Below are 21,588 nucleotides of genomic sequence, written 5' to 3'. Positions count from 1 at the left end.
GGGGCGCCTGAAGCCGCCCTAAGTGTCTGTCAGCGGCCTTAGGTTACCGAGCCGTTCCCGTGCGACCGCACCCGACCCTCCCCTCGGAGAGGGAACAGCCGTCGAAGTCCCTCTTCCAACCCCCCTCTCTTCACCCACAAGCGGCCCGGGAGTCACATTGCCCGGTCGCTCGTCCGTCATTCACATAAGCCCCTCGCAAGCACCCGCGCGAAATTTCCGTGAAGGAATGCGCGACGCTCCGGAAATCGATCACCGGCCATGCCGTCCGGCCTGGCTGTGATCAATTCCGGGATTCGTCCGGGACCCGACTCGGGACGCCGAACGGAGTAGCGGAAGTCGCACACTTGGAACCGGACATTTGTGTACGTTCGGCCACTCGGGGGCGCCGCCGGATGTGTGTAACGTGCGCGTTTCCCTGTGTCCGCAGAGCCGCTCCCACCTGCGAATACCTTCTTCCGGTCGGCCCGCGAAGCACGTTCCTGTTGGAGTTGTCAAGCCCCGAGATATGCCCTGACCTGCGAAAACGTCATTCAGAACCCGCCGTTTCCGTGTTACCCTGGATAGCCACGGAAGGGGTACCTGTCACATGACGTTCAAGGTTGGCGACACCGTGGTCTATCCCCATCACGGGGCCGCGCTGATCGAGGCCATCGAAACTCGCCAGATCAAAGGCGTGGACAAGACCTACTTGGTGCTGAAGGTCGCCCAGGGTGACCTGACGGTACGTGTGCCAGCGGACAATGCGGAGTTCGTCGGCGTGCGTGATGTGGTCGGTCAGGACGGGCTGGACCGGGTCTTCGAGGTGCTGCGCGCGCCGTACGCCGAGGAGCCCACGAACTGGTCGCGTCGTTACAAGGCAAATCTGGAGAAGCTCGCCTCCGGCGATGTCATCAAGGTCGCGGAAGTCGTGCGTGACCTGTGGCGTCGTGAGCGCGAGCGTGGACTCTCCGCCGGTGAGAAGCGCATGCTCGCCAAGGCCCGCCAGATTCTGGTGAGCGAGCTCGCCCTCGCGGAGAACACCAACGAGGACAAGGCCGAGGCCCTGCTCGACGAGGTTCTCGCGTCCTGACGCGGTTTCATCCGCCTCAGTTCATTCAGCACAGTGCTGTATGGCTTTAAAAAGTGCCGCGGTGCCCGATGACGTATTTGCTGTCGCCGGGCGCTGCGGCATGTTCGCTCGCGGGCGCTGTTCCACCTGCTTCGCAGGCCTGTCTCGGGGGTGCCCCCGATACTTGACGTGCCGGGCCCGGCAGCAGGCTCGACCGACTGTCACGGAAGGGTCCGGTCAAGGCTCGCGCCCGGCACTCCCCCAAGCTCTCGAATCAGTCGAGCAGGGGGCACCTCCAGGGCCATACCCAACTAGGCCGAGCACACAAACCTGACAGGAACCGATGTCTGACGATTCGCGCCCTTCGCCCTCGGAAACCCGCAGCGCAGCCCGTACGGCCGTGGTGATTCCGGCCGCCGGCAGGGGCGTACGCCTCGGTCCGGGCGCGCCCAAGGCACTTCGCGCGCTGAACGGCACGCCCATGCTCATCCACGCGGTCCGCGCGATGGCCGCGTCCCGTGCCGTCTCCCTGGTGGTCGTCGTCGCCCCGCCCGACGGCGCCTCCGAGGTCAAGAGCATGCTCGACGCGCACGCCCTGCCCGAGCGCACCGACTTCCTGGTGGTCCCCGGCGGTGAGTCCCGTCAGGAGTCCGTCAGGCTCGGCCTGGACGCGCTGCCGCCGGACTTCGACATCGTCCTGGTGCACGACGCGGCCCGCCCGCTGGTGCCGGTGGACACGGTGGACGCGGTGATCGAGGCCGTACGCGACGGGGCGCCGGCCGTGGTGCCCGCGCTGCCGCTCGCGGACACGGTCAAGGAGGTCGAGCCCGCGCCGGCGCCCGGCGCACCCGAGCCGGTGGTGGCCACCTTGCACCGTGCCCGCCTGCGTGCCGTGCAGACCCCGCAGGGCTTCGACCGCGCCACGCTGGTCCGTGCGCACGAGACGGTGACGGACGACGTCACCGACGACGCGAGCATGGTCGAGCAGCTCGGCCCGGCCGTCGTGGTCGTCCCCGGCCACGAGGAGGCCTTCAAGGTCACCCGCCCGCTGGACCTGGTCCTGGCCGAGGCGGTCCTGGCGCGCCGGAGGCTGAACGATGGCTTCTGAGCAGCCCATGCTGCTGCCCCAGGTGGGCATCGGCACCGACATCCACGCCTTCGAAGAGGGCCGCGAGCTGTGGTGCGCGGGCCTGAAGTGGGAGGGCGAGGGGCCCGGACTCGCCGGCCACTCCGACGCGGACGTCGTCGCGCACGCCGCGTGCAACGCGCTGTTCTCGGCGGCCGGCCTCGGCGACCTGGGGCAGCACTTCGGCACCGGGCGCCCCGAGTGGTCGGGCGCCTCCGGCGTCGCACTCCTCACCGAGGCGGCCCGGATCGTGCGCGAGGCGGGCTTCCGCATCGGCAACATCGCCGTCCAGGTCGTCGGCCCGCGCCCGAAGATCGGCAAGCGGCGCGAGGAAGCCCAGAAGATCCTCTCCGAGGCCGCCGGCGCGCCGGTGTCGGTGTCGGGCGCGACGACGGACGGGCTGGGGTTCCCCGGCAGGGACGAAGGGCTGATGGCCGTGGCGACCGCGCTCGTGGTGCGGACCACGATCTGACTGTTGTCCACAACCGTCCGAGGCACCGGGCATCGCCGACTACCCTGGACCCGTGACTATTCGCCTGTACGACACCAGCGCCCGGCAGATCCGTGACTTCACCCCGCTCAAGCCGGGTTGTGTCTCGATCTACCTCTGTGGTGCCACCGTGCAGGCAGCACCGCACATCGGGCATATCCGCTCCGGCCTGAACTTCGACATCATGCGCCGCTGGTTCGAGTACCGCGGCTACGACGTCACGTTCATCCGCAACGTCACCGACATCGACGACAAGATCATCAACAAGGCGGCCGACCAGGGCCGCCCCTGGTGGTCCATCGGCTACGAGAACGAGCGCGCCTTCAACGACGGTTACCGCGCGCTCGGCTGCCTGCCGCCCACCTACGAGCCCCGCGCCACCGGCCATGTCACCGAGATGGTCGAGATGATGCGCACGCTCATCGAGCGCGGGCACGCCTACGAGGCCGACGGCAGCGTCTACTTCGACGTGCGCTCCTGGCCGTCGTACCTGGAGCTGTCCCGGCAGGACGTCGACGACCTGCGCCAGCCCGACGAGGGCGTCTCCGGCAAGCGTGACGCCCGCGACTTCGCCATGTGGAAGTCGACCAAGCCGGGCGAGCCCGACTGGGAGACGCCGTGGGGCCGCGGGCGCCCCGGCTGGCACCTGGAGTGCTCGGCCATGGCCCACAAGTACCTGGGCAGCGCCTTCGACATCCACGGCGGCGGCCTGGACCTGATCTTCCCGCACCACGAGAACGAGATCGCCCAGGCCAAGGCCTTCGGCGACGACTTCGCGCGGTACTGGGTGCACAACGCCTGGGTCACCATGAGCGGCGAGAAGATGTCGAAGTCGCTCGGCAACAGCGTGCTGGTCTCCGAGATGGTCAAGACCTGGCGCCCGATCGTCCTGCGCTACTACCTGGGCACCCCGCACTACCGCTCGACCATCGAGTACAGCGAGGAGGCCCTGCGCGAGGCCGAGTCGGCGTTCGCGCGGATCGAGGGCTTCGTGCAGCGCGTGGTCGAGAAGGCCGGCCCCGTCGAGCCGTCCGCGGAACTGCCGCCCGCCTTCGTCGAGGCCATGGACGACGACCTCGGTGTCCCGCAGGCCCTGGCCGTCATCCACACCACGGTCCGCCAGGGCAACAGCGCGCTGGCGACCGACGACAAGGAAGCCGCCGTGGCCCGCCTCGCCGAGGTCCGTGCCATGCTCGGCGTCCTCGGCCTGGACCCGCTGGACGCGCACTGGGCGGGCGAGTCCGACCGGGGCGAAGATCTGCACGGCGTGGTCGACAGCCTCGTCCGGCTGGTCCTCGACCAGCGCGAGGCCGCCCGGGCCCGCAAGGACTGGACGACCGCGGACGCCATCCGCGACCAGCTCAAGCAGTCCGGCCTGGCCATCGAGGACGGCCCCGACGGACCCCGCTGGAGCCTGGGTCCGCGCTGACCGGCCCCGGCTCCCGGAAGATCGATTGTGCCGCCCGGCCCCCCGGGCGGCACACTTCATAGACGTACGTACGACACACCCACGACAGACAGGTAGGTCATGGCCGCGAACAACCGCCGCATGTCCGGCAAGAAGGGCGCGCAGGTCGGCAGTGGCGGCCAGCGGCGCAAGGGTCTCGAGGGCAAGGGCCCGACCCCGCCGGCCGAGATGCGCAAGGGACACAAGAAGAACCGCATCGCCACCGCCAAGGCGAAGCAGACCGCACGCCGTCCCGCGCCGCGCGGCCGCGGCGGCAAGAGCACGTCCGAGCTGGTCGTCGGCCGTAACCCGGTCGTCGAGGCGCTGCGTGAGGGGGTCCCGGCCTCCACGCTCTACGTCCAGCAGTTCATCGACAGCGACGAGCGCGTCCGCGAGGCCCTCCAGCTCGCCGCCGACCGCGGCGGCATCAACCTCATGGAGGCCCCGCGCCCCGAGCTGGACCGCATGACGAACGGCCTCAACCACCAGGGCCTCGTCCTCCAGGTCCCGCCCTACGAGTACGCCCACCCCGAGGACCTCGCCGCCGCTGCCGCCGACGCGGGCGAGGATCCGCTGATCGTCGCCCTCGACGGTGTGACGGACCCGCGCAACCTCGGTGCCGTGGTCCGCTCGGTCTCCGCCTTCGGCGGCCACGGGGTCGTCGTCCCCGAGCGCCGCGCGGCGGGCATGACGGCCGGCGCCTGGAAGACGTCCGCCGGCACCGCGGCCCGTACGCCGGTCGCCCGCGCCACGAACCTGACCCGCGCCCTGGAGGCGTACAAGAAGGCGGGCATCGCGGTCGTCGGTCTCGCGGCCGACGGCGAGGCGGAACTCGGTGACCTCCAGGCCCTCGACGGCCCGGTGGTGATCGTGGTCGGCAGCGAGGGCAAGGGCCTTTCCCGCCTGGTCGGCGAGACGTGCGACTTCCGTGTCCGCATCCCGATGCCGGGCGGCGCGGAGTCCCTCAACGCCGGTGTGGCGGCGGGGATCGTCCTCTACGAGGCGGCCGGCCGACGCGTCTGAACAGACATCCGCGGCGTCACCCGTGCGGGTTAATTCTGGTGACAGTGGTGCGACCTGCGCATCTTTGACGGGGTCCGGACAGATCGGACCGGTCAAAGCAGTGTCCTAACCACACGTCACTCGGTTAGTTGAGTGTGGACACCAGAACACCCCGCACACCCACGGGGGACCGCTCGTCGGGATACGACGACGCTCCCGCGCTGAGCATGGTGAAGGTGCCGAGCGATCCGGCGCAGATCATCGTCAATCACGCGAGTTTCCGCGTGCTGCTGGGTTCGTCTGCCCGGCGCGCCAAATCTCCGCGGATCGCACGGCACCTGAGCGCCACCCAGGACACCTCCCTCATGCCGCTCGTCAACGCGGCCGGCAGAGCGGGCGCGGCCCCGGGCGCCCGCCGCCGGGTCGCCGTCTGGAACGGCACGTCCGCGCCCGACGACACCGGCGCCCACCGGCTCCTCCAGGCCGCGCGGGACGGCAGTGTCCGCCACGGCGACGAACCGCTTCCCGCCGGGGGCGGCACGCAGGTCATCCCGCGCGTCGACGTCGGTTACGGCGGCGGCTACGAGGACGAGATGGCGCGGACCGTCGAGACGCCGATCGTGGGCGCGCAGCGCACGCACGAATCTGTCGAGACCCGGCTGCTGCCCCACATGCGAACGGTCGAGAGCGCCTACGACGAGGAATTCGCGTACGCCGCCGAGGACTTCGTCGACGAGGAGCCCGACGGCCCGGACGACGACGCCTCGCCCCGCCGCCCGGGCGCCGACGACCCCGCGCGGCACGCGTACTACCCCGGCCGCCGGATGAACCTCGGCGTCGTCCTGCTCCCCCTCCGGGTCTTCCTCGGCTTCATCTCCATCTACGCCGGCATGGGCAAGCTCTGCGACCCCGTCTACTTCGACGGCGGCAAGCGCGGCTCGATGGTCAAGTGGCTCAACACGCTCCACCCCTGGGAAGTGGCCGAGCCCCTCCGCCAGTTCGCCCTGGAACACCCCGTCGGCTCCGGCCTGGTCATCGCCTTCTTCCAGGTGATCGTGGGCGTGCTGACCGTCCTGGGCTGCTGGCAGCGGGTGGCCGCGGTGGTCGGCGCCCTGTTGTCCGCCGCGCTCCTGGTCACCGTCAGCTGGAAGAGCGTCCCGGTCTACGACACCCCCGACATCATCTACCTCGCCGCCTGGTCCCCGCTGATCATCGCCGGTGCTCCCGTCTACTCGATCGACGGCCGCCTGGCGGGCATGGCCTGGCGTCGTCTCGGTCCCCGCTCCGACATCTGGGAGCTGCGCCGCTACGTCCTTCGCCGCGGCGCCCTGATCACGGCGATCGTGACCGGCCTGACGCTGCTGGTGGGCTCCCTGCTCGGTGGCGCGGTCCGTGACGCCGACCGTGTCGTGGTCCCCGGCCCCGGTGAGGCCCCGCGCAACGAGCTGCCGGGCTCGCCCCTGCCGGAGGAGTCCGACCGGCAGCACGACAAGTCGCCGTCCGCCTCCAACTCGCCCACCCAGGGCGCGACATCGGGCGCGACCACCCCGTCCGGCGCGGCGACCACGCCGGGCGCCACCGTCGACACGGGGTCGACGGGCGCCGGTACGCCCAGCCAGACGCAGGGCACGGAGGGCCAGGCCCCACCCCAGCAGTCGGCACCCGCCGACGAGGCCCCCAGCACCACCACCGGCCCCACCTCCGGCGGCCCCACCTCCGGCGGCAACTCCTCGGGCGGCTCCACCGAGGAAGAACCGGGCCTGGTAGGCGGCCTCCTGGGCTGACCACCACCCCCCTGAAGGGGCCCCGGCCGCAACCAGCGCCCGGGGCCCATCGCTGTCCCCCACCTCTGGGACTGCCGCCCCAGACCGGGTGCGGACCGGCTGAAAACATCCCCAGACGGGCTGACATGGTGCGGACCGGCGTAGATAGGTGCTCAAAGAAGCGGCCGCCGTCGAGAGACGCACCCGCAGCCGCGTACGGCGGCAAGGGGACGTGTCGGGGGGTGTCCGCCCGCAGCGGCCGGCGTCAAGACACAGCACCCTCTGAGACACAGCAACCGCCGGACCGAGGACGGACACCCCCCGGCACGGCCCCGACCCACCCACCGGACCACCGGCGCTGCACGCACCCCCACCGAGGCCGCACAGGCCGCCGCAGGCATCAGCGTCCCAGTGCCGCCAGCTCCTTCGCGGCCTCAGTCAGATCCTTGGCCGTATCGATGGCACGCCAATACGCCCCCTGCGGAATCGGGAACCCGGCCAGACGCCGCTCCCGGGCAAGATGGGGGAACGTCGTGCGCTCATGGTCGCCGCGCTCGGGCAGCAGCGAAGCAAAGGCGGGCGAGAACACGTACACACCCGCGTTGATCTCGAACGTGGACGGTGGAGCCTCGATGAAGTCCGTGATGTGCCCGAAGCCGTCCGTCTGCACAGCCCCCCAAGGCAGACGAGGCCGAGCGAGCGCCAGCGTCGCCACGGCGTCCCGCTCGGCATGGAAGTCGGCCATGTCGCGCAGCGAGAACCGCGTCCAGATGTCACCGTTCGTCGCGTACCAGGGCCTGTCCGGATGCGGCAGATGCGCCGCCGCGTACTTCAGACCGCCACCCCGCCCCAGCGGCTCCGTCTCGACGACAGTCGTGACCCGCACAGGAAGATCCGCCGTCTTCAGCCAGTCCTGAAGCACCTCGGCGAGATGCCCACAGCTGATCACCACATCCGTCACACCCTCCTCGGCCAGCCAGACGAGCTGATGGCCGATGATCGGCGTCCCCGTACCAGGGATCTCGACCATCGGCTTGGGCCGATCGTCGGTGTACGGACGCAGCCGGGACCCCTGGCCCCCGGCCAGGACGACGGCTTGAACGGGGCGGGTCGCGGCGTTCGGATCAGTCATGCCCGAACTGTACGCGGCGCCCCGCTCACGGCATTCGTCGGCAACGGTTCCTTAATCAGCCGTTACCGTCCGGAAGCGGAGTGTTCCTCGAACCGCACCTCGAATGGGGCGGCGGCAACAACGCCGGGCGCCATCCAGCGGCGCCGGCGCTCGTGCCCGCCGCTAGCGGTGCGCCGCAGCGACCCCCGAGGCGAACGCGGTGTCGCACACGGGCCGCGCATAGGACTGCGCCCGAGTCGGCCCGTACACACGGACCGCCGCGCGACCGAGTGCGCGGGCGATCGAGGCGCAGTGCCGGGCGAGCGACGGCCGGTCGTCGACGGCCTGCTGGAGGTGGGTGAGCGCGACGCTCGGGTTCTTCTCCTGGAGCTCGGTCAGCAACTGGTCGCGCAGCACGTCCTGCGGAGCGCGCGGCGCGCTGTTCCCAGCGGCACCCGCGCTCGAGACGTCGGTCGCGGTGAGCACCGAGTCCGAGGGGTTTCCCGACCAGTTGACCCGGGTGACCGCGAGGGTCCCGGAGAGCACCAGGACGACGGGCAGGACGAAGGCGATGGTGCGGCCGAGCTGGCGGGCGGGGCCCCGGTGGCCGCGTCGTGTCTGTTGGGTGGTGGAGTGCTTCACGCGAGTGAGGGTAGCGTTCGGTGCTGATATGGCGACATTTAGTCACCGGTTCGGGGGACGAAGGGGCCCTCAAACTCGGGCGGCACGTTGACGCACAATGCTCGAAATGACCGGTATGCCGGGGTATTTGTCGACAACGAAGAGGGCCCCGCAGCGCTCTGCGGGGCCCTCTTCGTCAACCTGGGTGAATTACCCGGGGTTGTGCTGCCTCAGTCGGACAGGCGCGCACCCGTGGAGGTGGAGAACACGTGGGTCTCACCGGAACGCGGGATGATGTGCAGCGTGCTGCCCTTCTCGGGCACGTCACGGCCGCTGACGCGGACGACGAGGTCCTTGCCCTCGTCGCCCACCTTGGCGGTGCCGTAGACGTACGCGTCGGCGCCGAGCTCCTCCACCACGTTGACGGTGACGGCGAGGCCCTGGTCCGACTCCGAGCCGGCCACGTCGAAGTGCTCGGGGCGGACACCCACGGTGACGGTCTTGTCGGTGGTGCCGGAGAGCGCCTCACGGTCCACCGGCACGACCGAGTTGCCGAACTTCACGCCACCGTCGGTGATCGGGACCTCGACCAGGTTCATGGCCGGGGAGCCGATGAAGCCGGCGACGAAGAGGTTGGCCGGACGGTCGTACATGTTGCGGGGGGTGTCGACCTGCTGGAGCAGACCGTCCTTGAGGACGGCCACGCGGTCGCCCATCGTCATGGCCTCGACCTGGTCGTGGGTGACGTAGACGGTCGTGATGCCGAGACGGCGCTGGAGCGAGGCGATCTGCGTACGGGTCGAGACACGGAGCTTGGCGTCGAGGTTCGACAGCGGCTCGTCCATGAGGAAGACCTGCGGCTCGCGCACGATGGCGCGGCCCATCGCGACACGCTGGCGCTGACCACCGGAGAGCGCCTTCGGCTTGCGGTCCAGGTACTCGGTGAGGTCGAGGATCTTCGCGGCCTCTTCGACCTTCTTGCGGATCTCCGCCTTGTTCACGCCGGCGATCTTGAGCGCGAAGCCCATGTTGTCGGCGACGGACATGTGCGGGTACAGCGCGTAGTTCTGGAACACCATGGCGATGTCCCGGTCCTTGGGCGGCAGGTGCGTGACGTCGCGGTCACCGATGCGGATGGCGCCGCCGTTGACGTCCTCGAGCCCCGCCAGCATGCGGAGCGAGGTGGACTTGCCGCAGCCGGACGGGCCGACCAGAACGAGGAACTCGCCGTCCTCGATGTGGATGTCGAGCGCGTCCACGGCGGGCTTCTCGGTGCCCGGGTAGATCCGGGTCGCCTTGTCGAACGAGACAGTGGCCATGATGAATGGGCCCCCTTCTACCGGCAGGAACGTGCCGGACGATCCGTTGTAGGAAGGTGGTTGGTTTAGTCCACATGTGCGGACTGGCTCTGGACGGTACCTGGCGTTCGCCTGGTCTGTCAGTACCTGGGGGCATGTGAACTTCGCGGAAATTTTCGACAGGGCCCACTCGGAACCTGGGTACACTGCACGGGCGCGTGCGTGACGGCGCGTGCAGGCCTCCTTAGCTCAGCTGGTCCAGAGCGGCTGTCTTGTAAACAGCAGGTCGTCGGTTCGAATCCGACAGGGGGCTCAATCTGCGGGGCGGTTGTCGATGACACCGCCCCGCTCTTCTTTTCCCCACACCCTTGTCGGTGAATTCCATCGCCTCATGTCCCCATAGGGACACGGGACATGCGTCTGCGTGGAATAGGATCCCGGATCGCTACTGCTAGTGTTCGTGCAGTCACAGTAGGCAATCAGCCTCAATGTACATGTAATGAAATCCGAGGGTTCCATGCGCAAGCTTCACCAGGTCATGATCGCCGCAGCTGCTGCCGGCGGCCTGTCCGCCATCGGTGCCGGCACGAGCGTCGCCTACGACGCCGCGCCGTCCGTTTCGGACCTTTACCGCCCCTACCAGGAGTGCAGCCCGCAGACGGTCGCCGCGACCGACGTCCCGGTCGCCGTGCTCGGCCTCTCCGAGACCTTCGACACCACCTGCGGTCAGTTCAACAACGCCTTCACCGGCTGAGGTCGGCGGCGTAGTCGTGCGCGACGCCTTCCGCGGGCCCCTTCGGGGTCGTACCCGAAGGGGCCCGCTCATGTGCGGATGCCTGGAGCGCGAGCCCGCTCCAGCGGCCCGCAGGCGGTCGCGGCGGCCCTGATGAACTCCGGTGCGGCGATGTGCGGTTGGTCGGACGCGGATCGGTCGCCCTCAGGTCAGTCCTTCGTTTCCTAAGCGAAACGGCTCCGAGTGTCCCGGTCGTGCCGGGCGCCGGGGTCCGTCTCTGCGACACCCCCCGGGCCCGGCGCGGCCGTTCGCGGTGTACGACGTCCGGGCACACCCCCACAAAAGGAGACGCAACACATGTTCAACGGCAAGAAGTTCGTGGCCCTCTCGGGGCTTCTCGGCGGCCTCGCCATGACCTGTTTCGGCGCCACGCAGGCCCACGCGGCGGGCCCGGGCGCCTGCACCATGGACCCCGGCGGCAACATCATCTGCACCCAGCAGGTCACGGGCCAGACGCCCGAGGGGGACGGCTTCGTCCTGCGCAGGACCGTGAACTGCCAGCCGACGCAGCCCTTGACCCTGCCCACCCCGGGCGTGCTGTCCAACGGTCAGACGCGGATCGGCCCGCACATCACCTGCGCCGACGCCGAGACCCCCGCTCCGGTGGCGGCCCCCACTACCAACGACACCAGTGACCGGGACGAGAGCAGCCCGTTGCTGGCACGCCTGTTGGGCTGAGCGTCTTCTTCGGCGGATGGCCGGACCGGGTGACCGGCTCCGGCCATCCGCCGTTTTCGCGCGTCACGACCCACTTCCCGGCAAATGGGTGACCGGCGCTCAACGCCCGTGTCCAGACAGCGGGGAAGAGTCGTTTTCCATTCAGGGAAATCGGTGTGCGCACCGATGCCTTGTCATGGCCCGACACGACACGGAAGGAACAGAGGTCCCGAATTGCTACGGTTTGCGTGTATATGCTCACATTAAGTAGTCAAGCCAGGGCGTCACGCCCCGGGAAGAAAGGGTCAAACTATGCGCAGGTTTCAGCGCGTTGCAGTCGTAGCGGCTGCGGTCGCGGGTCTGTCCGCCTTCGGTGTCGGCGCGGGTAGCGCCTTCGCCGGCGACGAGGGCTACGACGGCCAGGCTGTCACCGCGGTCGCCACCTCGACGGCCAACGCCGTTGCCATGGCGGGTGCTCCGTACGACAAGGCCGCCGCTGCCCCGCAGGCCGCTCCGCAGGCTGCGCCGGAGGTGGCTCCGCAGGCCGCCCCCGAGGCTGCCCCGCAGGTCGCGCCCGAGGCTGCTCCGCAGGTCGCGCCGGAGGCCGCCCCCAAGGCCGCTGCTCCCGAGTACGGCTACGGCGAGTACACCGCTCCCGTCGCCCAGTAACCAGACCCCGAGGGTCGATGCGCGATTCTCAGGGCACAGCCGCATCGACTTCCGTCGGAACACCGTATGCACGGCGCACGATCTGAATACTCCCGCTCCTGGTTCAGGGAACAGGTCGGGCTGTTCGACGGTGTGCTGGACAACACCCTTAGCAACGCAGCCCGGACGCGCGGCAGACCCATCAGGGGAGCGCGGCCGGGCTGTGTCATTTCCGGACTCTTCCAAGGCAATCCGAGATTCTCCAAGGCAGAAGGAACGCAGCACATGACCGCTCGACAGAAGATCGCCACCGTCTCGGGGCTCCTCGGAGCTCTCGCCGCGCTCTACGGCACCGCGGCGCCGGCGCACGCCGATGACACCAAGGGCAGCTGCACGATCACCGCCCAGGGAGACATCGTCTGCATCAAGAAGAGCGAGGTCGTCCGCAAGGACAAGCGCAACGGGTACGTCGTCCAGCAGAAGCAGGACTGCTCCACGGTCGAGCGGCCGAGGTTCGTCGGGCCGGAGGAGGGCATGAAGAACCGCGGGTCCGTGCAGAGCGGCCCGGTCGTGGAGTGCAACAACCGGGCGAAGCTGCCCAAGGGCTTCAAGCTTCCCAAGTTCGATTTCTGAAACGTATGGAAACGAAATGCCGGATCGGAAGGAATTCCGATCCGGCATTCTTTTACTATTTATACGGCTGTGGCGGCTTGTGCGGCTGTGGCGGCCGGCCCGGGAAATGCCGGTGCCCCGGCCGTACGGCCGGGGCACCGGGGGAAGGATCTGGCCTACGTTACTTGCCGAAGGCGCTGTTGTTGCAGCCCATGCTCGAGCCCAGAGAGGTCTCCTGCGCGCCCGGGTTGCCCTCGCCGTTGAGCAGGTTGCCGCCCAGGCCGTTGGCGATGCCGACCTGGCCCAGGATGTCGACGTTGGCGTCGTGCGAGCGGCAGGTGCTGCTCTGCAGGATGCTCAGGCTGCTGCCCTTGCCGCTCTTGCCGTAGTCGCCTCCGTCGGCGTGGGCGACGCCGGACCCCAGAAGTCCGACGCTCCCGAGGGCGGCGACCAGGACGGCGGCCTTGCGGAGCTTGTGCATGTTCATCTCCGGTGGAGTGGAGTGGGCCGATCTGATGCAGACCGACTTCGTACAATTACGGAGGCTAATAGGAAGTATTCCAACGCAATCGGCGGCACGCCGAATTCTGAAAAGACTCACCATCTTGGCCGATAGCGCTGAAATGCTCTTTCGAACGAGCCGATCCGGCGCAAAGAGGAGTCCCGGCACCGGGCTTGACGCTCGGTACCGGGACTTCGTTTCCCGCTTCGGCCGGCTGTGCGGCCGTCAGTGCCTCAGAAGGCGCTGTTGTTGCAGCCCATGGTGGAGCCCAGGTGGGTGTCCTGCGCGCCCGGGTTGCCCTCGCCGTTGAGCGCGCTGCCCAGCAGGCCGTTGAGGACGCCGACCTGGCCGAGGACGTCGACGTTCAGGTCGTGCGACTTGCAGTTGGAGCTCTGCAGGACGCTGAACTTGTCGCCGCCCTTGCCGCCGTGGCCGCCGTGGCCGTCAGCGGTGGCCGTACCGGCGCCCAGCAGGCCGACGGTGCTGATGGCGGCGACCAGGACGGCAGCCTTGCGAAGCTTGTGCATGTCATCTCCGGTGGAGTGAGGTGGGTGCGATCTGTGCGAGATCGACTTCGTACAGTTACCGGAGATTAATACGAAGTATCCGGACATATATGAACGACGCGCCGAGGTTCGCGATCTCAAGCCGGAAGCACCCAGAAGTCGCATGCGAACGGGCCCCAGGCGCCGGCCGTCGCACCGGACGCCTGGGGCGCGTGGTCTCCAGCGCGCGTCAGCGCGTGTAGCGGGCGTGGGTCAGGGAGTTGGCCTGGCTGTTGGCCTGGTCGCAGTGGACGCCCTCGGTCTCGGCGGCGGCGAGCACGGCGACCGGGACGGCGGCGTTGAGCAGGGACTGCGGGCTGCACTCCTGGTACGGGCGGAACAGGTTGGCCTGCTCGATCGGCCCGGACGGCGCGACGGTCGGCTGCTGGTTGACCTGCGGGCTGATCTTGGGGCTCAGCTGCGGGTTGACCTGGGGGGTGACGTCGGCGCCGTGGGCGGGCAGAGTCGCCGGACGCTGCGCGTTCGGCAGGTTGGAGCGCTGGGCGCTCGCCTGCGAGTTCGTCCACGAGGTGGCCTGGAGATCCTGCTGCGGCGCGGGCGGCGGGACGGAGCCGTAGCCGACAGGGGCGTCGGCGACGCTGGGGCCGACGCCGATGGCCGACAGACCACTGGCTGCTGCTACGACGAGCGCGACCTGGTGAAGCTTGCGCATGGAACTCGGCCCTTCATTGACCTGTGCATGAACGTACGGAAATGCGACTGCGATGGACCATCGCTCTCTCTCCTTGTGCGGAACGAGGCAACCGCGAATCCGGTCACGTGAGTCGAAGAGGGGTCACCCAATTGCCGCTGGGTGTGTAAATCCGATGGATGGCAATGGGGTGACGGAAATTCGGATCCCGTGACTCGGCCGAGGAAATGTCGTTGCCAGTCGAGAGAGGGCAGCGCCAGGAATCGGTAAGAGAAGCCATGGGTTCCGCTGCCGGCTCCGGCGTGAAGTCCACATGACAGCTCAGGCATTACCCCTGTAAGGGCGCAGTACGAATATCAGACTGAGCACACGCAAGACTGCACTGAATACAACGGATTTCCCTGTACAGGTAATGAAGGGCCGAGGGTTCCATGCGCAAGCTTCACAGGGCCGCGCTCGTCGTCGCAGCGGCCGGCGGTCTGACCGCGATCGGCGCCGGCGTCAGCGAGGCGGCCGACTATCCCGTCGGGTACGCCGGTGCTCCGGCGCCCGCTCCCGAGTACCCGGCACCTCAGTACGCTCCCGCTCCTCAGTACGCCCCGGCGCCCCAGTACGCCCCGGCTCCGCAGTACGCTCCCGCTCCGCAGTACGCCCCGCCGCCGCAGTACGCCCCGGCGCCCCGGTACGCTCCGGCTCCGCGGTACGCGCCGCCGCGGGTCACCGCGTCGGCCCGGTCGGCCGGTTACGCCGAGGCATCCCGGCCCCACTACCAGCCGCAGCCGGCCCCCCAGTACGCGGCTCCGGCGCCCGCCCCGCGTGGGCAGACCGGTTACGCCACCGCCTCGGCCTCGTCGGGTGGCTTCGCGCAGGCCGGCGTCCCGCAGCACTCCGCTCCGCAGCAGGCTGCTCCGCAGGTCATGCCGCAGACGGCCCCGCAGGTCATGCCGCAGGTCGCTCCGCAGGTCTCCGCTCCGCAGGTCTTCAACCCGGAGCCCCCGCCGCGCGTCGCGCCGCAGGTCAACCCGCAGGTGAACCCCGAGGTGAGCCCGCTGATCAACCCGCTGAACACCAGCACCCCGCAGGTGCCCGGGCTCGGCCTCGGCCAGGTCGCGGCGCCGCCGGTGGGCCAGCTGGGTCTGCCCCGCCTCGGCTGACGGCCCGTTCCAGGCCCCGTTCCAACCTCATTCGCTGCACCCCCTTCCGCTCGATCCATACGGAGAAGAAATGCGCAAGCTCCACAAGGCCGTCCTGGTGGGCGCCGTCCTCGGCAGTGTCGGTTCCCTCGGCATGGGCACCGCCTTCGCCCACGGTGAGGCCGGGGCCCACGACGTGGACATCACGCAGGGCATCGAGTGCCGCTCGCACGACATGAACATCGACGTCCTCGGCAGCGTCGGCGCCCTCAACGGCGTGCTGGCCAACGCGCTCAACGGCGAGGGCTCCCCGGCCGCGCAGCCCAGCCACCTCGGTTCGGACATGGGCTGCAACAGCTCGGCGCTCAAGTAACCGTACGAAGCGTCCGGTTCGACGCCCGCTCCGTCACGGGGCGGGCGTTGGACTTGCGAGCCGTGGACACGGCAGAGATCCGGCGAGGGCAGGGCCGCGCCGTGCACGCCGAGTGAAAGGGCGACCTGTCGCATGAGACTGTCCTGTGCCGACGAGATGCTGCTGCTCAACGGCTGTCCGGGAGTCATCGGCCTGGCGACGGTCCTCTCCGGCGAACGGCCCGATGTGCAGCGGGTACGGGCCCGTGTCGTCGAGCGCTGGGCGGGCCTGGAGCGGATGAGCTGTGTGCTCGACAGGGCATGCGGACGACGTGGGTGCGCGCGGTGGGCCGTACCGGGGCCGTTCGATGCTGCCGCGCAGGTCGTGGAGGAACGGGCCACGTTGGACGAACTGTGGGCCCGCAGCGTGGACCGGCCGCTCGCCGACGGGGTGCCGCCCTGGCGGCTGTACGTGATCCCGGACGCCGAGCACGGCGGTGACTTCGCGCTGGCGCTGGTGGCCCAGCACACGCTGCTGGACGGGCGGTCGCTCGCGACGCTGATGCGTGCGCTGATGGACGACCCCGGGCCGGCGGGCCGGCGGCAGAGGCCGGTGCCGTCGCCGCGCAGCGGGCTGCGCGCCGCCGGCCGGGAACTGCGGGCGATGTCGGCCCCCGGACAGGCCCTTCCGACGTGGCCGCCGCAGCGGACGTATCCCTCGGTCGCGGTGCGTGAACTGCCCGCGCACATCGTCCGGTCCGCGCGCCGGCAGCCCGCCGACGGCCGCGGCGCGACGCTGAACGAGCTGCTGGTGGGCGCGGTGGCCGGGGCGCTGCGGGCCCGGTTCGGGCCGGTGCGGCGCTGGCGGGACCGGGACGTGCCCGTGTACACGGCCGTACCGTGCGATCTGCGCGGCCGGGGGAATCCGGGTGAACTCGGCAACACCCTCACGGTGGTCCGGGTTCCGCTGCCCGTCGACCTCGACGGCTCGGTGGCCCGGCTGCGGGCGTGCCAGGACGCGATGGCCGGCGTCCCCGACCGGGCCGCCGTACACGCCACCGTGCTGTTCCCGGCGGCGGAGGCGGCGCGGCGCACCGGGCCCTGGGTGACCAGGCTGCTGACCAGCCGGGGGCGGCACTCCTGTTTCGCGGCGACCGCGACCACGGCCATGAAGTGGCCCGGCGGGCCGGGCACCTTCCAGGGCCGCCGGCTCGTGCGCACGGTCGGGCTGCCGCCGTTGCAGCACCCGGGCACCGTCAGCTTCGCCCTGGCACAGGCAGGGGACGCGTTCACGCTCACCGCGGTGGGCAACGCGGGCCCGGACGACGCGAGTCGGCTCGCCGACGCGGTCGTCACGGAGTTCGAGACATGGGCTCGGACGGCGACGCCGTCAGTGCTCTGACGGCACCAGGAGATGGAGGCAGTTGCATGGAAGCCGAATGCCGGGACACGGGCGGCGTGTGGGAAGCGCTGCGCCCGCTGTGCGCGCAGGTGATGTCGGTGCCGCAGGAGGCGGTCGTGCCGCAGGCCCGGCTGGTCGCCGACCTGGGGGCCGACAGCCTGGACATCACCGAACTGGAGGCGGCGTCCGAGGAGTTGTTCGGGGTGACCCTGCGGGGGACCGACAAGTCCGCCGTGGCGACCGTGGGTGATGTCGCCGAGCTCATCGTGCGGCTGCGCGCCGGTACGCCCGGTGCCCACAGCACCCTGGCCCGATGACCGGCCGGCACGCCGTCGCCGTCACGGGCCTGGGCGTCCGCTGCGGCGCCGGGGCGACGCCCGAGGAGCTGTGGGAGAGCCTCGTACGGTGCCGTTCGGCGAGCACCCTGCACGCCTTCGACGACGAGGGCACCGTCGTGCACCCCGCGTGTCCGATGCCCCGCTTCGACCCCTCCGGGTATCTGACGGCCAAGGAGATGCGGCGCGCGGACCGGTCGGTGCAGCTGGCCCTGTGCGCGGCCGCGGACGCCGTGGAGGACGCCGGAGGGCTCCATGTCCCCTCGCGCAGGCGGGCGGTGGTCACCGGCACCGGCTACGGCGGGGTGATCAGCCAGGAGGGCGGCATCGGGCATCCCGACGTGCTGTACGCGCCGCGGCTGATGCACAACGCGGGCGCGTACTGGATCAGTGCCCGGTTCGGTGTGACCGGGCCGAGTCTGACGATCTCCACCGCCTGCGCCTCCGGGACGCACGCGGTGGGCGAGGCGATGCAGATGATCCGGGCCGGCTCCGCCGACGTGGTGGTGGCCGGCGGGCACGACAGTCCGCTGACCGCCACGACCGCGCTCGCCTTCGGGCGGGCCGGGGCGATGGTCACCGAGTGCGAGGATCCCACCGCCGCGTCACGGCCGTTCGACGCCGGGCGGCAGGGGTTCGTCCTCGCCGAAGGGGCGGCGTTCCTGGTGCTGGAGCGGCTGGACCTCGCCCGCGCGCGGGGCGCCCGTGTCCACGCCACGCTCACCGGGTACGGACGCACCTCCGACGCCCACCACCTCACCGCGCCGCACCCCGACGGGCTGGGTGCCGTCGCGTGCATGGAGCAGGCGCTCGCCGACGCCGGGACGACGGCCGACGCCGTCGGTCACGTCAACGCGCACGGCACCGGTACCGAGCTGAACGACCTCGCCGAGGCGCGGGCGATCGCGACAGTGTTCGGGTCGCGCAAGGTGCCCGTGACCGCGCCGAAGGCGGTGACCGGGCACGGGCTGGGACTGGCCGGGGCGCTGGAGGCGGTGATCACGGTCATGTCGGTGCGGGAAGGGCTCGCGCCGCCCACCGCGCACCTCACCCGCCTCGACCCCCGGTGCGAGCTGGACCTGGTCACCGGCGAGCCGCGCAAGATCCCCGACGGGCCGGTGATCAGCAACAGCTTCGCCTTCGGGGGCCACAACGCCTGTGTCGTCCTCGACTCGCCCCACGTCTGAGCGGCGAGGGCGGGGCCAGGGGCGAATCGGGAACGGGAGGCTGTGGAAGATGAGGCTGACGGCCATCGAGGAAGGCCATCTGCGCAACGGGATGCCGGGCACCATCGGCATCGCCGCGGTGTTTCCCGGAGAATCGTTCGATCCGGCGCGGGTGCGGACCAGGGTCCAGGACAGCTGGGGCGCTCTGGAGCGGATGAGCCTGGTCCCGGTGCCTCCCGCCGGGCCGTCGGCGGTGTACGGCCACCGGTGGTCGTGCCCCCGGCCGTTCGATCCCGCCGATCACGTCGCCGTCACCGACCAGGACGTGGACGCGCTCCTCGCCGACGGTGTCGCGCGCACGCTGCCCGCCGGACTGCCGCCGTGGAAGCTGCTGGTGACACGGCACCCGACCGCGGCGGGCGAACAGGCCGTGGTGCTGCTCGCCCATCACGCGCTGCTCGACGGCAGGTCGCTCGAAACCCTCTTCCGGCTGCTGATGGACGGCGCCGCGCCGCCGGGTCCGCCGGCACCGGTCGAGGGGACACGGCAGCGGCCGTCGGTGGGGCTCGCCACCGTGGGCAGGGAGCTGCGGCGCATCGGGGTTCCGGGCCGGCCCGTGCCGCCGTCGTCCGGCGGGGGCCCCGGCCCGTCGGTGGCCGTGGTGCGGATCGACCCGCAGGTGATGCGCGCGGCGCGGCGGCAGCCGGCGGGTGGGCGCGGGGCCACGCTCAACGAACTTCTGCTGAGTGCGTACGCCGGAGCCCTGCGCGCCTGCCACGGGCCGCTGCGGTCCTGGCCGAAGGGACCGACGCCGTTCTACGCGACGGTGCCGGTCGACCTGCGGACCCGGTACGACGCACAGCGGCTCGGCAACGGCGTCACCGCGCTGCGCGTCGCGCTGCCGGTCGACCTCGACTCGCCGGTGGCCCGGCTGCGGGCCTGTCAGGACCAGGTCGCCGAGTTCGAGCACCGCTGCGAGGCGCATCGCGCGATCCTGCCCGCGCTCCAGGGCGCCGCGCGCACCGTGCCGTGGCTGGCCGGGGTGATGGCCAGGCGTCTGGCGCGTCCCGAGCTGACCACGAGCCTGTGCACCGCCTTCAAGTGGCGTGACAACCCCAGCCACTTGCTCGGGCGTCCGCTCGCGCGTGTCGTTCCCCTGCCGCAGCTGTCCCCGCCGGGCACGGCGAACCTCTGCCTCGTGCACACCGCCGACGCCTACACCCTCACCGTCGTCAGCCATCTGCGCACGGGTGACGCCGAGCTGATCGGGGCCGGGGTGGTCCGGGAGCTGGAGGCGGTCGCGGAGAGCGGGGAGCCTGCCGCGCGGGCGGTCGAGGGCCAGTCTTCGGGAGGTGCTCGGCCGGCAGGTGTCTGATCCTGGTCGGCCGAGTGGGGGAGTCGGAGGGGTGACGCATATTCGTAGGGCTCATGCCGGGGAGCCGTGCCCAACGGTGGTTCACACCGTCGTGGGCCGGGGGTCGGAGCCGAGCTTCGTCAGGGCCTCGTCCGTCAGGCGGTACACCGTCCACTCGTCCTGGGGGCGGGCGCCCAGGGAGTCGTAGAAGGCGATGGACGGAGTGTTCCAGTTCAGGACGGACCACTCCAGGCGCTGGTAGCCGCGTTCCACGCAGATACGGGCCAGTTCGGTGAGGAGGGCCTTGCCGTGGCCGGCGCCGCGGGCGGTGGGGCGGACGTAGAGGTCCTCCAGGTAGATGCCGTGGACTCCGCGCCAGGTGGAGAAGTTCAGGAACCAGATGGCGCAGCCGACGGTCTCGCCGGTCGCGTCGTCGGCCGCGATGTGGGCGTAGGCGGCGGGGCGGTCGCCGAAGAGGGCCTCGTGGAGCTGCTCCTCGGTGGCCCTGGCCTCCTCCAGTGCCTTCTCGTACTCGGCGAGTTCCCGGATCAGGGCGTGCAGGGCGGGGATGTCGGCGGGTGTGGCGGGTCGGATCATGAGGCGAGGCTATGGCCTGTCCGGCGGATCGGGGCCTAGCAGGGGCGGTTGCGCAGGCGGCGGGCGATGTCCAGGTGTGCTTCGAGGGGAGCCTCGTCCTCCTCGATCTGCCACAGGGAGTTCTGGAGCACGCGGCCCAGTGTCCAGGCGCGGGCCCGGGCGCGGTCGAGGCCGAGGACCTCGGTCATGGCGTCGAAGCGCCAGAGCACCTCGTCGGCGTCGAAGCGGTTCCACAGGGCCGGGAACAGGTCGAAACCGGGGTCGCCCGCGAGGGGCTTGGGGTCGATGGCGAGCCACGGGGCGCGCTCGGCGGCGAGGACGTTCTCGAAGTGCAGGTCCCAGTGGAGGAGACGGTCGCCGGGCGTGTCCGCGACCTCGCGTACCGCTGCCGCGCAGTCGGCGAGGAGGCGGCGGGTCGCGGGGTCGGGGACTTCCTCCAGGGCCGCGGGTGTGTCGTCCAGCATGGCTCGCGCCAGGTCGCCCAGGCGGCGCAGGTCCGGCGGGGCCTGGGTGGTGGTGAGGTGGGCCAGCAGGCGGGCGACGATCAGGGTGGCCTCGCGGGAGTCCGGGAGGCCGTCCAGGAGGCGGTCCGAGTCCAGGCGCTCCAGGAGCAGGGTGCCGGTGGCGTCGTCGCAGTCCAGGAGCCGGACCGCTCCGTCGCCGTGCCAGGCCCGCAGCGCGACCGGCTCGCCGACGGTCTCCTCGTCGACGTCCTGGAGCTTGAGCACGGCCCGTGCCCCGTCGGCCCGCAGGACCGGCAGGACCAGCGCGCAGCGGCCGTACATCGTCGGCCCGTCCGGGCGCAGCTCCCAGTGCTCCAGGAAGCGTGTGGCGCGGGCCGCGAGGGAGGCGACGTGGGCGCGGCCCGCCTCTCCGGCGTAGCGCACGTGCTGGGCGATGAGCTCGTCCGGAATGTCGATCACTTCGCGACCCTA

Annotated in this window: 24 protein-coding genes and 1 tRNA gene; 17 read left to right on the top strand and 8 right to left on the bottom strand. The window is 70.5% G+C overall.

Annotated elements, in window-relative coordinates:
* Positions 1-586 precede the first annotated feature (586 nt).
* The 6 genes from AC3ETA_RS19580 (at position 587) to AC3ETA_RS19555 (ending at position 6,897) form a co-directional block, all read left to right on the top strand.
* Positions 587-1,069, top strand: a complete 483-nt coding sequence (locus AC3ETA_RS19580) for a CarD family transcriptional regulator (RefSeq protein WP_003953493.1) — start codon at positions 587-589, stop codon at positions 1,067-1,069.
* 322 nt (positions 1,070-1,391) lie between these two features.
* A complete protein-coding gene (gene ispD, locus AC3ETA_RS19575; protein ID WP_432194185.1) occupies positions 1,392-2,156 on the top strand; it encodes a 2-C-methyl-D-erythritol 4-phosphate cytidylyltransferase in 765 nt (254 codons plus the stop codon).
* Entirely contained in the window at positions 2,146-2,646 is a 501-nt protein-coding gene (gene ispF, locus AC3ETA_RS19570; RefSeq protein ID WP_432194184.1) for a 2-C-methyl-D-erythritol 2,4-cyclodiphosphate synthase, read from the top strand. The genes ispD and ispF overlap by 11 nt, the downstream gene beginning before the upstream one ends.
* Before the next feature lie 52 nt (positions 2,647-2,698).
* Positions 2,699-4,093 (top strand): cysteine--tRNA ligase, encoded by a 1,395-nt coding sequence (gene cysS / locus AC3ETA_RS19565; RefSeq protein ID WP_432194183.1) that lies wholly within the window; start codon positions 2,699-2,701, stop codon positions 4,091-4,093.
* Between the two features lie 99 nt (positions 4,094-4,192).
* Positions 4,193-5,134, top strand: a complete 942-nt coding sequence (gene rlmB, locus AC3ETA_RS19560) for a 23S rRNA (guanosine(2251)-2'-O)-methyltransferase RlmB (protein WP_432194182.1) — start codon at positions 4,193-4,195, stop codon at positions 5,132-5,134.
* Positions 5,135-5,268: 134 nt separating this feature from the next.
* Positions 5,269-6,897: a DoxX family protein gene (locus tag AC3ETA_RS19555; RefSeq protein ID WP_432194224.1), complete on the top strand. Its 1,629-nt coding sequence runs from the start codon at positions 5,269-5,271 to the stop codon at positions 6,895-6,897.
* A gap of 379 nt (positions 6,898-7,276) precedes the next feature.
* Here the strand turns inward: AC3ETA_RS19555 and AC3ETA_RS19550 are convergent, their stop codons facing one another.
* From AC3ETA_RS19550 to AC3ETA_RS19540, 3 genes are all read right to left on the bottom strand, one after another.
* Positions 7,277-8,008, bottom strand: coding sequence for a nucleotidyltransferase family protein (locus tag AC3ETA_RS19550; RefSeq protein WP_432194181.1), 732 nt, complete (start codon positions 8,006-8,008; stop codon positions 7,277-7,279).
* Positions 8,009-8,170: 162 nt separating this feature from the next.
* Positions 8,171-8,629, bottom strand: a complete 459-nt coding sequence (locus tag AC3ETA_RS19545; protein ID WP_432194180.1) for a hypothetical protein — start codon at positions 8,627-8,629, stop codon at positions 8,171-8,173.
* A gap of 209 nt (positions 8,630-8,838) precedes the next feature.
* Complete coding sequence (locus AC3ETA_RS19540) at positions 8,839-9,927, bottom strand: ABC transporter ATP-binding protein (RefSeq protein ID WP_432194179.1); 1,089 nt, start codon at positions 9,925-9,927, stop codon at positions 8,839-8,841.
* 217 nt (positions 9,928-10,144) lie between these two features.
* On the opposite strand from AC3ETA_RS19540, the gene AC3ETA_RS19535 reads away from it, so the two are divergent.
* The 5 genes from AC3ETA_RS19535 to AC3ETA_RS19515 all read left to right on the top strand — a co-directional run bounded on the left by AC3ETA_RS19535 (position 10,145) and on the right by AC3ETA_RS19515 (position 12,637).
* Positions 10,145-10,219 (top strand) — tRNA-Thr (locus tag AC3ETA_RS19535).
* A 204-nt stretch (positions 10,220-10,423) separates the two neighbouring features.
* Positions 10,424-10,660, top strand: a complete 237-nt coding sequence (locus AC3ETA_RS19530; RefSeq protein ID WP_269642014.1) for a hypothetical protein — start codon at positions 10,424-10,426, stop codon at positions 10,658-10,660.
* A 336-nt stretch (positions 10,661-10,996) separates the two neighbouring features.
* Positions 10,997-11,377 carry a hypothetical protein gene (locus tag AC3ETA_RS19525; RefSeq protein WP_432194178.1) on the top strand — a complete coding sequence of 127 codons (381 nt, stop codon included), beginning with the start codon at positions 10,997-10,999 and terminating at the stop codon, positions 11,375-11,377.
* Between the two features lie 291 nt (positions 11,378-11,668).
* Positions 11,669-12,025 carry a hypothetical protein gene (locus tag AC3ETA_RS19520; RefSeq protein ID WP_432194177.1) on the top strand — a complete coding sequence of 119 codons (357 nt, stop codon included), beginning with the start codon at positions 11,669-11,671 and terminating at the stop codon, positions 12,023-12,025.
* A 264-nt stretch (positions 12,026-12,289) separates the two neighbouring features.
* Positions 12,290-12,637 (top strand): hypothetical protein, encoded by a 348-nt coding sequence (locus AC3ETA_RS19515; RefSeq protein ID WP_432194176.1) that lies wholly within the window; start codon positions 12,290-12,292, stop codon positions 12,635-12,637.
* A 160-nt stretch (positions 12,638-12,797) separates the two neighbouring features.
* Here AC3ETA_RS19515 and AC3ETA_RS19510 read toward each other — a convergent pair whose 3' ends face one another.
* The 3 genes from AC3ETA_RS19510 to AC3ETA_RS19500 all read right to left on the bottom strand — a co-directional run bounded on the left by AC3ETA_RS19510 (position 12,798) and on the right by AC3ETA_RS19500 (position 14,336).
* On the bottom strand, positions 12,798-13,097 hold the full coding sequence (locus tag AC3ETA_RS19510) for a hypothetical protein (RefSeq protein WP_432194175.1): 300 nt from the start codon (positions 13,095-13,097) through the stop codon (positions 12,798-12,800).
* 254 nt (positions 13,098-13,351) lie between these two features.
* On the bottom strand, positions 13,352-13,645 hold the full coding sequence (locus tag AC3ETA_RS19505; protein ID WP_432194174.1) for a hypothetical protein: 294 nt from the start codon (positions 13,643-13,645) through the stop codon (positions 13,352-13,354).
* A 208-nt stretch (positions 13,646-13,853) separates the two neighbouring features.
* Entirely contained in the window at positions 13,854-14,336 is a 483-nt protein-coding gene (locus AC3ETA_RS19500) for a hypothetical protein (protein WP_432194173.1), read from the bottom strand.
* Between the two features lie 410 nt (positions 14,337-14,746).
* On the opposite strand from AC3ETA_RS19500, the gene AC3ETA_RS19495 reads away from it, so the two are divergent.
* From AC3ETA_RS19495 to AC3ETA_RS19470, 6 genes are all read left to right on the top strand, one after another.
* Positions 14,747-15,469, top strand: a complete 723-nt coding sequence (locus tag AC3ETA_RS19495) for a hypothetical protein (protein WP_432194172.1) — start codon at positions 14,747-14,749, stop codon at positions 15,467-15,469.
* Between the two features lie 70 nt (positions 15,470-15,539).
* Complete coding sequence (locus AC3ETA_RS19490; RefSeq protein ID WP_125524052.1) at positions 15,540-15,821, top strand: hypothetical protein; 282 nt, start codon at positions 15,540-15,542, stop codon at positions 15,819-15,821.
* Positions 15,822-15,953: 132 nt separating this feature from the next.
* Positions 15,954-17,201, top strand: a complete 1,248-nt coding sequence (locus AC3ETA_RS19485; protein WP_432194171.1) for a wax ester/triacylglycerol synthase domain-containing protein — start codon at positions 15,954-15,956, stop codon at positions 17,199-17,201.
* Between the two features lie 26 nt (positions 17,202-17,227).
* Positions 17,228-17,518 carry a phosphopantetheine-binding protein gene (locus tag AC3ETA_RS19480; RefSeq protein ID WP_432194170.1) on the top strand — a complete coding sequence of 97 codons (291 nt, stop codon included), beginning with the start codon at positions 17,228-17,230 and terminating at the stop codon, positions 17,516-17,518.
* A complete protein-coding gene (locus tag AC3ETA_RS19475) occupies positions 17,515-18,723 on the top strand; it encodes a beta-ketoacyl-[acyl-carrier-protein] synthase family protein (protein ID WP_432194169.1) in 1,209 nt (402 codons plus the stop codon). Before AC3ETA_RS19480 ends, AC3ETA_RS19475 begins: the two co-directional genes overlap by 4 nt.
* Positions 18,724-18,772: 49 nt before the next feature.
* Positions 18,773-20,077 (top strand): wax ester/triacylglycerol synthase domain-containing protein, encoded by a 1,305-nt coding sequence (locus AC3ETA_RS19470; protein ID WP_432194168.1) that lies wholly within the window; start codon positions 18,773-18,775, stop codon positions 20,075-20,077.
* 81 nt (positions 20,078-20,158) lie between these two features.
* On the opposite strand, the gene AC3ETA_RS19465 is transcribed toward AC3ETA_RS19470, so the two are convergent.
* The gene (locus tag AC3ETA_RS19465; RefSeq protein WP_432194167.1) at positions 20,159-20,653 is read right to left on the bottom strand and encodes a GNAT family N-acetyltransferase; all 495 of its coding nucleotides are present in this window, start codon (positions 20,651-20,653) and stop codon (positions 20,159-20,161) included.
* A 35-nt stretch (positions 20,654-20,688) separates the two neighbouring features.
* Positions 20,689-21,576 carry an aminoglycoside phosphotransferase family protein gene (locus tag AC3ETA_RS19460; RefSeq protein ID WP_432194166.1) on the bottom strand — a complete coding sequence of 296 codons (888 nt, stop codon included), beginning with the start codon at positions 21,574-21,576 and terminating at the stop codon, positions 20,689-20,691.
* Positions 21,577-21,588: the final 12 nt, after the last annotated feature.

Source organism: Streptomyces sp. bgisy027 (assembly GCF_057710365.1).
This window is presented reverse-complemented; position numbering and strand designations above follow the sequence as displayed.

Excerpts from the sequence above, each read along its gene's own strand:
- AC3ETA_RS19580 (WP_003953493.1), top strand. The coding sequence starts at position 587 with ATGACGTTCAAGGTTGGCGACACCGTGGTCTATCCCCATCACGGGGCC.
- ispD (WP_432194185.1), top strand. The coding sequence starts at position 1,392 with ATGTCTGACGATTCGCGCCCTTCGCCCTCGGAAACCCGCAGCGCAGCC.
- ispF (WP_432194184.1), top strand. The coding sequence starts at position 2,146 with ATGGCTTCTGAGCAGCCCATGCTGCTGCCCCAGGTGGGCATCGGCACC.
- rlmB (WP_432194182.1), top strand. The coding sequence starts at position 4,193 with ATGGCCGCGAACAACCGCCGCATGTCCGGCAAGAAGGGCGCGCAGGTC.
- AC3ETA_RS19550 (WP_432194181.1), bottom strand. The coding sequence starts at position 8,008 with ATGACTGATCCGAACGCCGCGACCCGCCCCGTTCAAGCCGTCGTCCTG.
- AC3ETA_RS19540 (WP_432194179.1), bottom strand. The coding sequence starts at position 9,927 with ATGGCCACTGTCTCGTTCGACAAGGCGACCCGGATCTACCCGGGCACC.
- AC3ETA_RS19530 (WP_269642014.1), top strand. The coding sequence starts at position 10,424 with ATGCGCAAGCTTCACCAGGTCATGATCGCCGCAGCTGCTGCCGGCGGC.
- AC3ETA_RS19525 (WP_432194178.1), top strand. The coding sequence starts at position 10,997 with ATGTTCAACGGCAAGAAGTTCGTGGCCCTCTCGGGGCTTCTCGGCGGC.
- AC3ETA_RS19520 (WP_432194177.1), top strand. The coding sequence starts at position 11,669 with ATGCGCAGGTTTCAGCGCGTTGCAGTCGTAGCGGCTGCGGTCGCGGGT.
- AC3ETA_RS19515 (WP_432194176.1), top strand. The coding sequence starts at position 12,290 with ATGACCGCTCGACAGAAGATCGCCACCGTCTCGGGGCTCCTCGGAGCT.
- AC3ETA_RS19510 (WP_432194175.1), bottom strand. The coding sequence starts at position 13,097 with ATGCACAAGCTCCGCAAGGCCGCCGTCCTGGTCGCCGCCCTCGGGAGC.
- AC3ETA_RS19505 (WP_432194174.1), bottom strand. The coding sequence starts at position 13,645 with ATGCACAAGCTTCGCAAGGCTGCCGTCCTGGTCGCCGCCATCAGCACC.
- AC3ETA_RS19500 (WP_432194173.1), bottom strand. The coding sequence starts at position 14,336 with ATGCGCAAGCTTCACCAGGTCGCGCTCGTCGTAGCAGCAGCCAGTGGT.
- AC3ETA_RS19495 (WP_432194172.1), top strand. The coding sequence starts at position 14,747 with ATGCGCAAGCTTCACAGGGCCGCGCTCGTCGTCGCAGCGGCCGGCGGT.
- AC3ETA_RS19490 (WP_125524052.1), top strand. The coding sequence starts at position 15,540 with ATGCGCAAGCTCCACAAGGCCGTCCTGGTGGGCGCCGTCCTCGGCAGT.
- AC3ETA_RS19485 (WP_432194171.1), top strand. The coding sequence starts at position 15,954 with ATGAGACTGTCCTGTGCCGACGAGATGCTGCTGCTCAACGGCTGTCCG.
- AC3ETA_RS19480 (WP_432194170.1), top strand. The coding sequence starts at position 17,228 with ATGGAAGCCGAATGCCGGGACACGGGCGGCGTGTGGGAAGCGCTGCGC.
- AC3ETA_RS19475 (WP_432194169.1), top strand. The coding sequence starts at position 17,515 with ATGACCGGCCGGCACGCCGTCGCCGTCACGGGCCTGGGCGTCCGCTGC.
- AC3ETA_RS19470 (WP_432194168.1), top strand. The coding sequence starts at position 18,773 with ATGAGGCTGACGGCCATCGAGGAAGGCCATCTGCGCAACGGGATGCCG.
- AC3ETA_RS19465 (WP_432194167.1), bottom strand. The coding sequence starts at position 20,653 with ATGATCCGACCCGCCACACCCGCCGACATCCCCGCCCTGCACGCCCTG.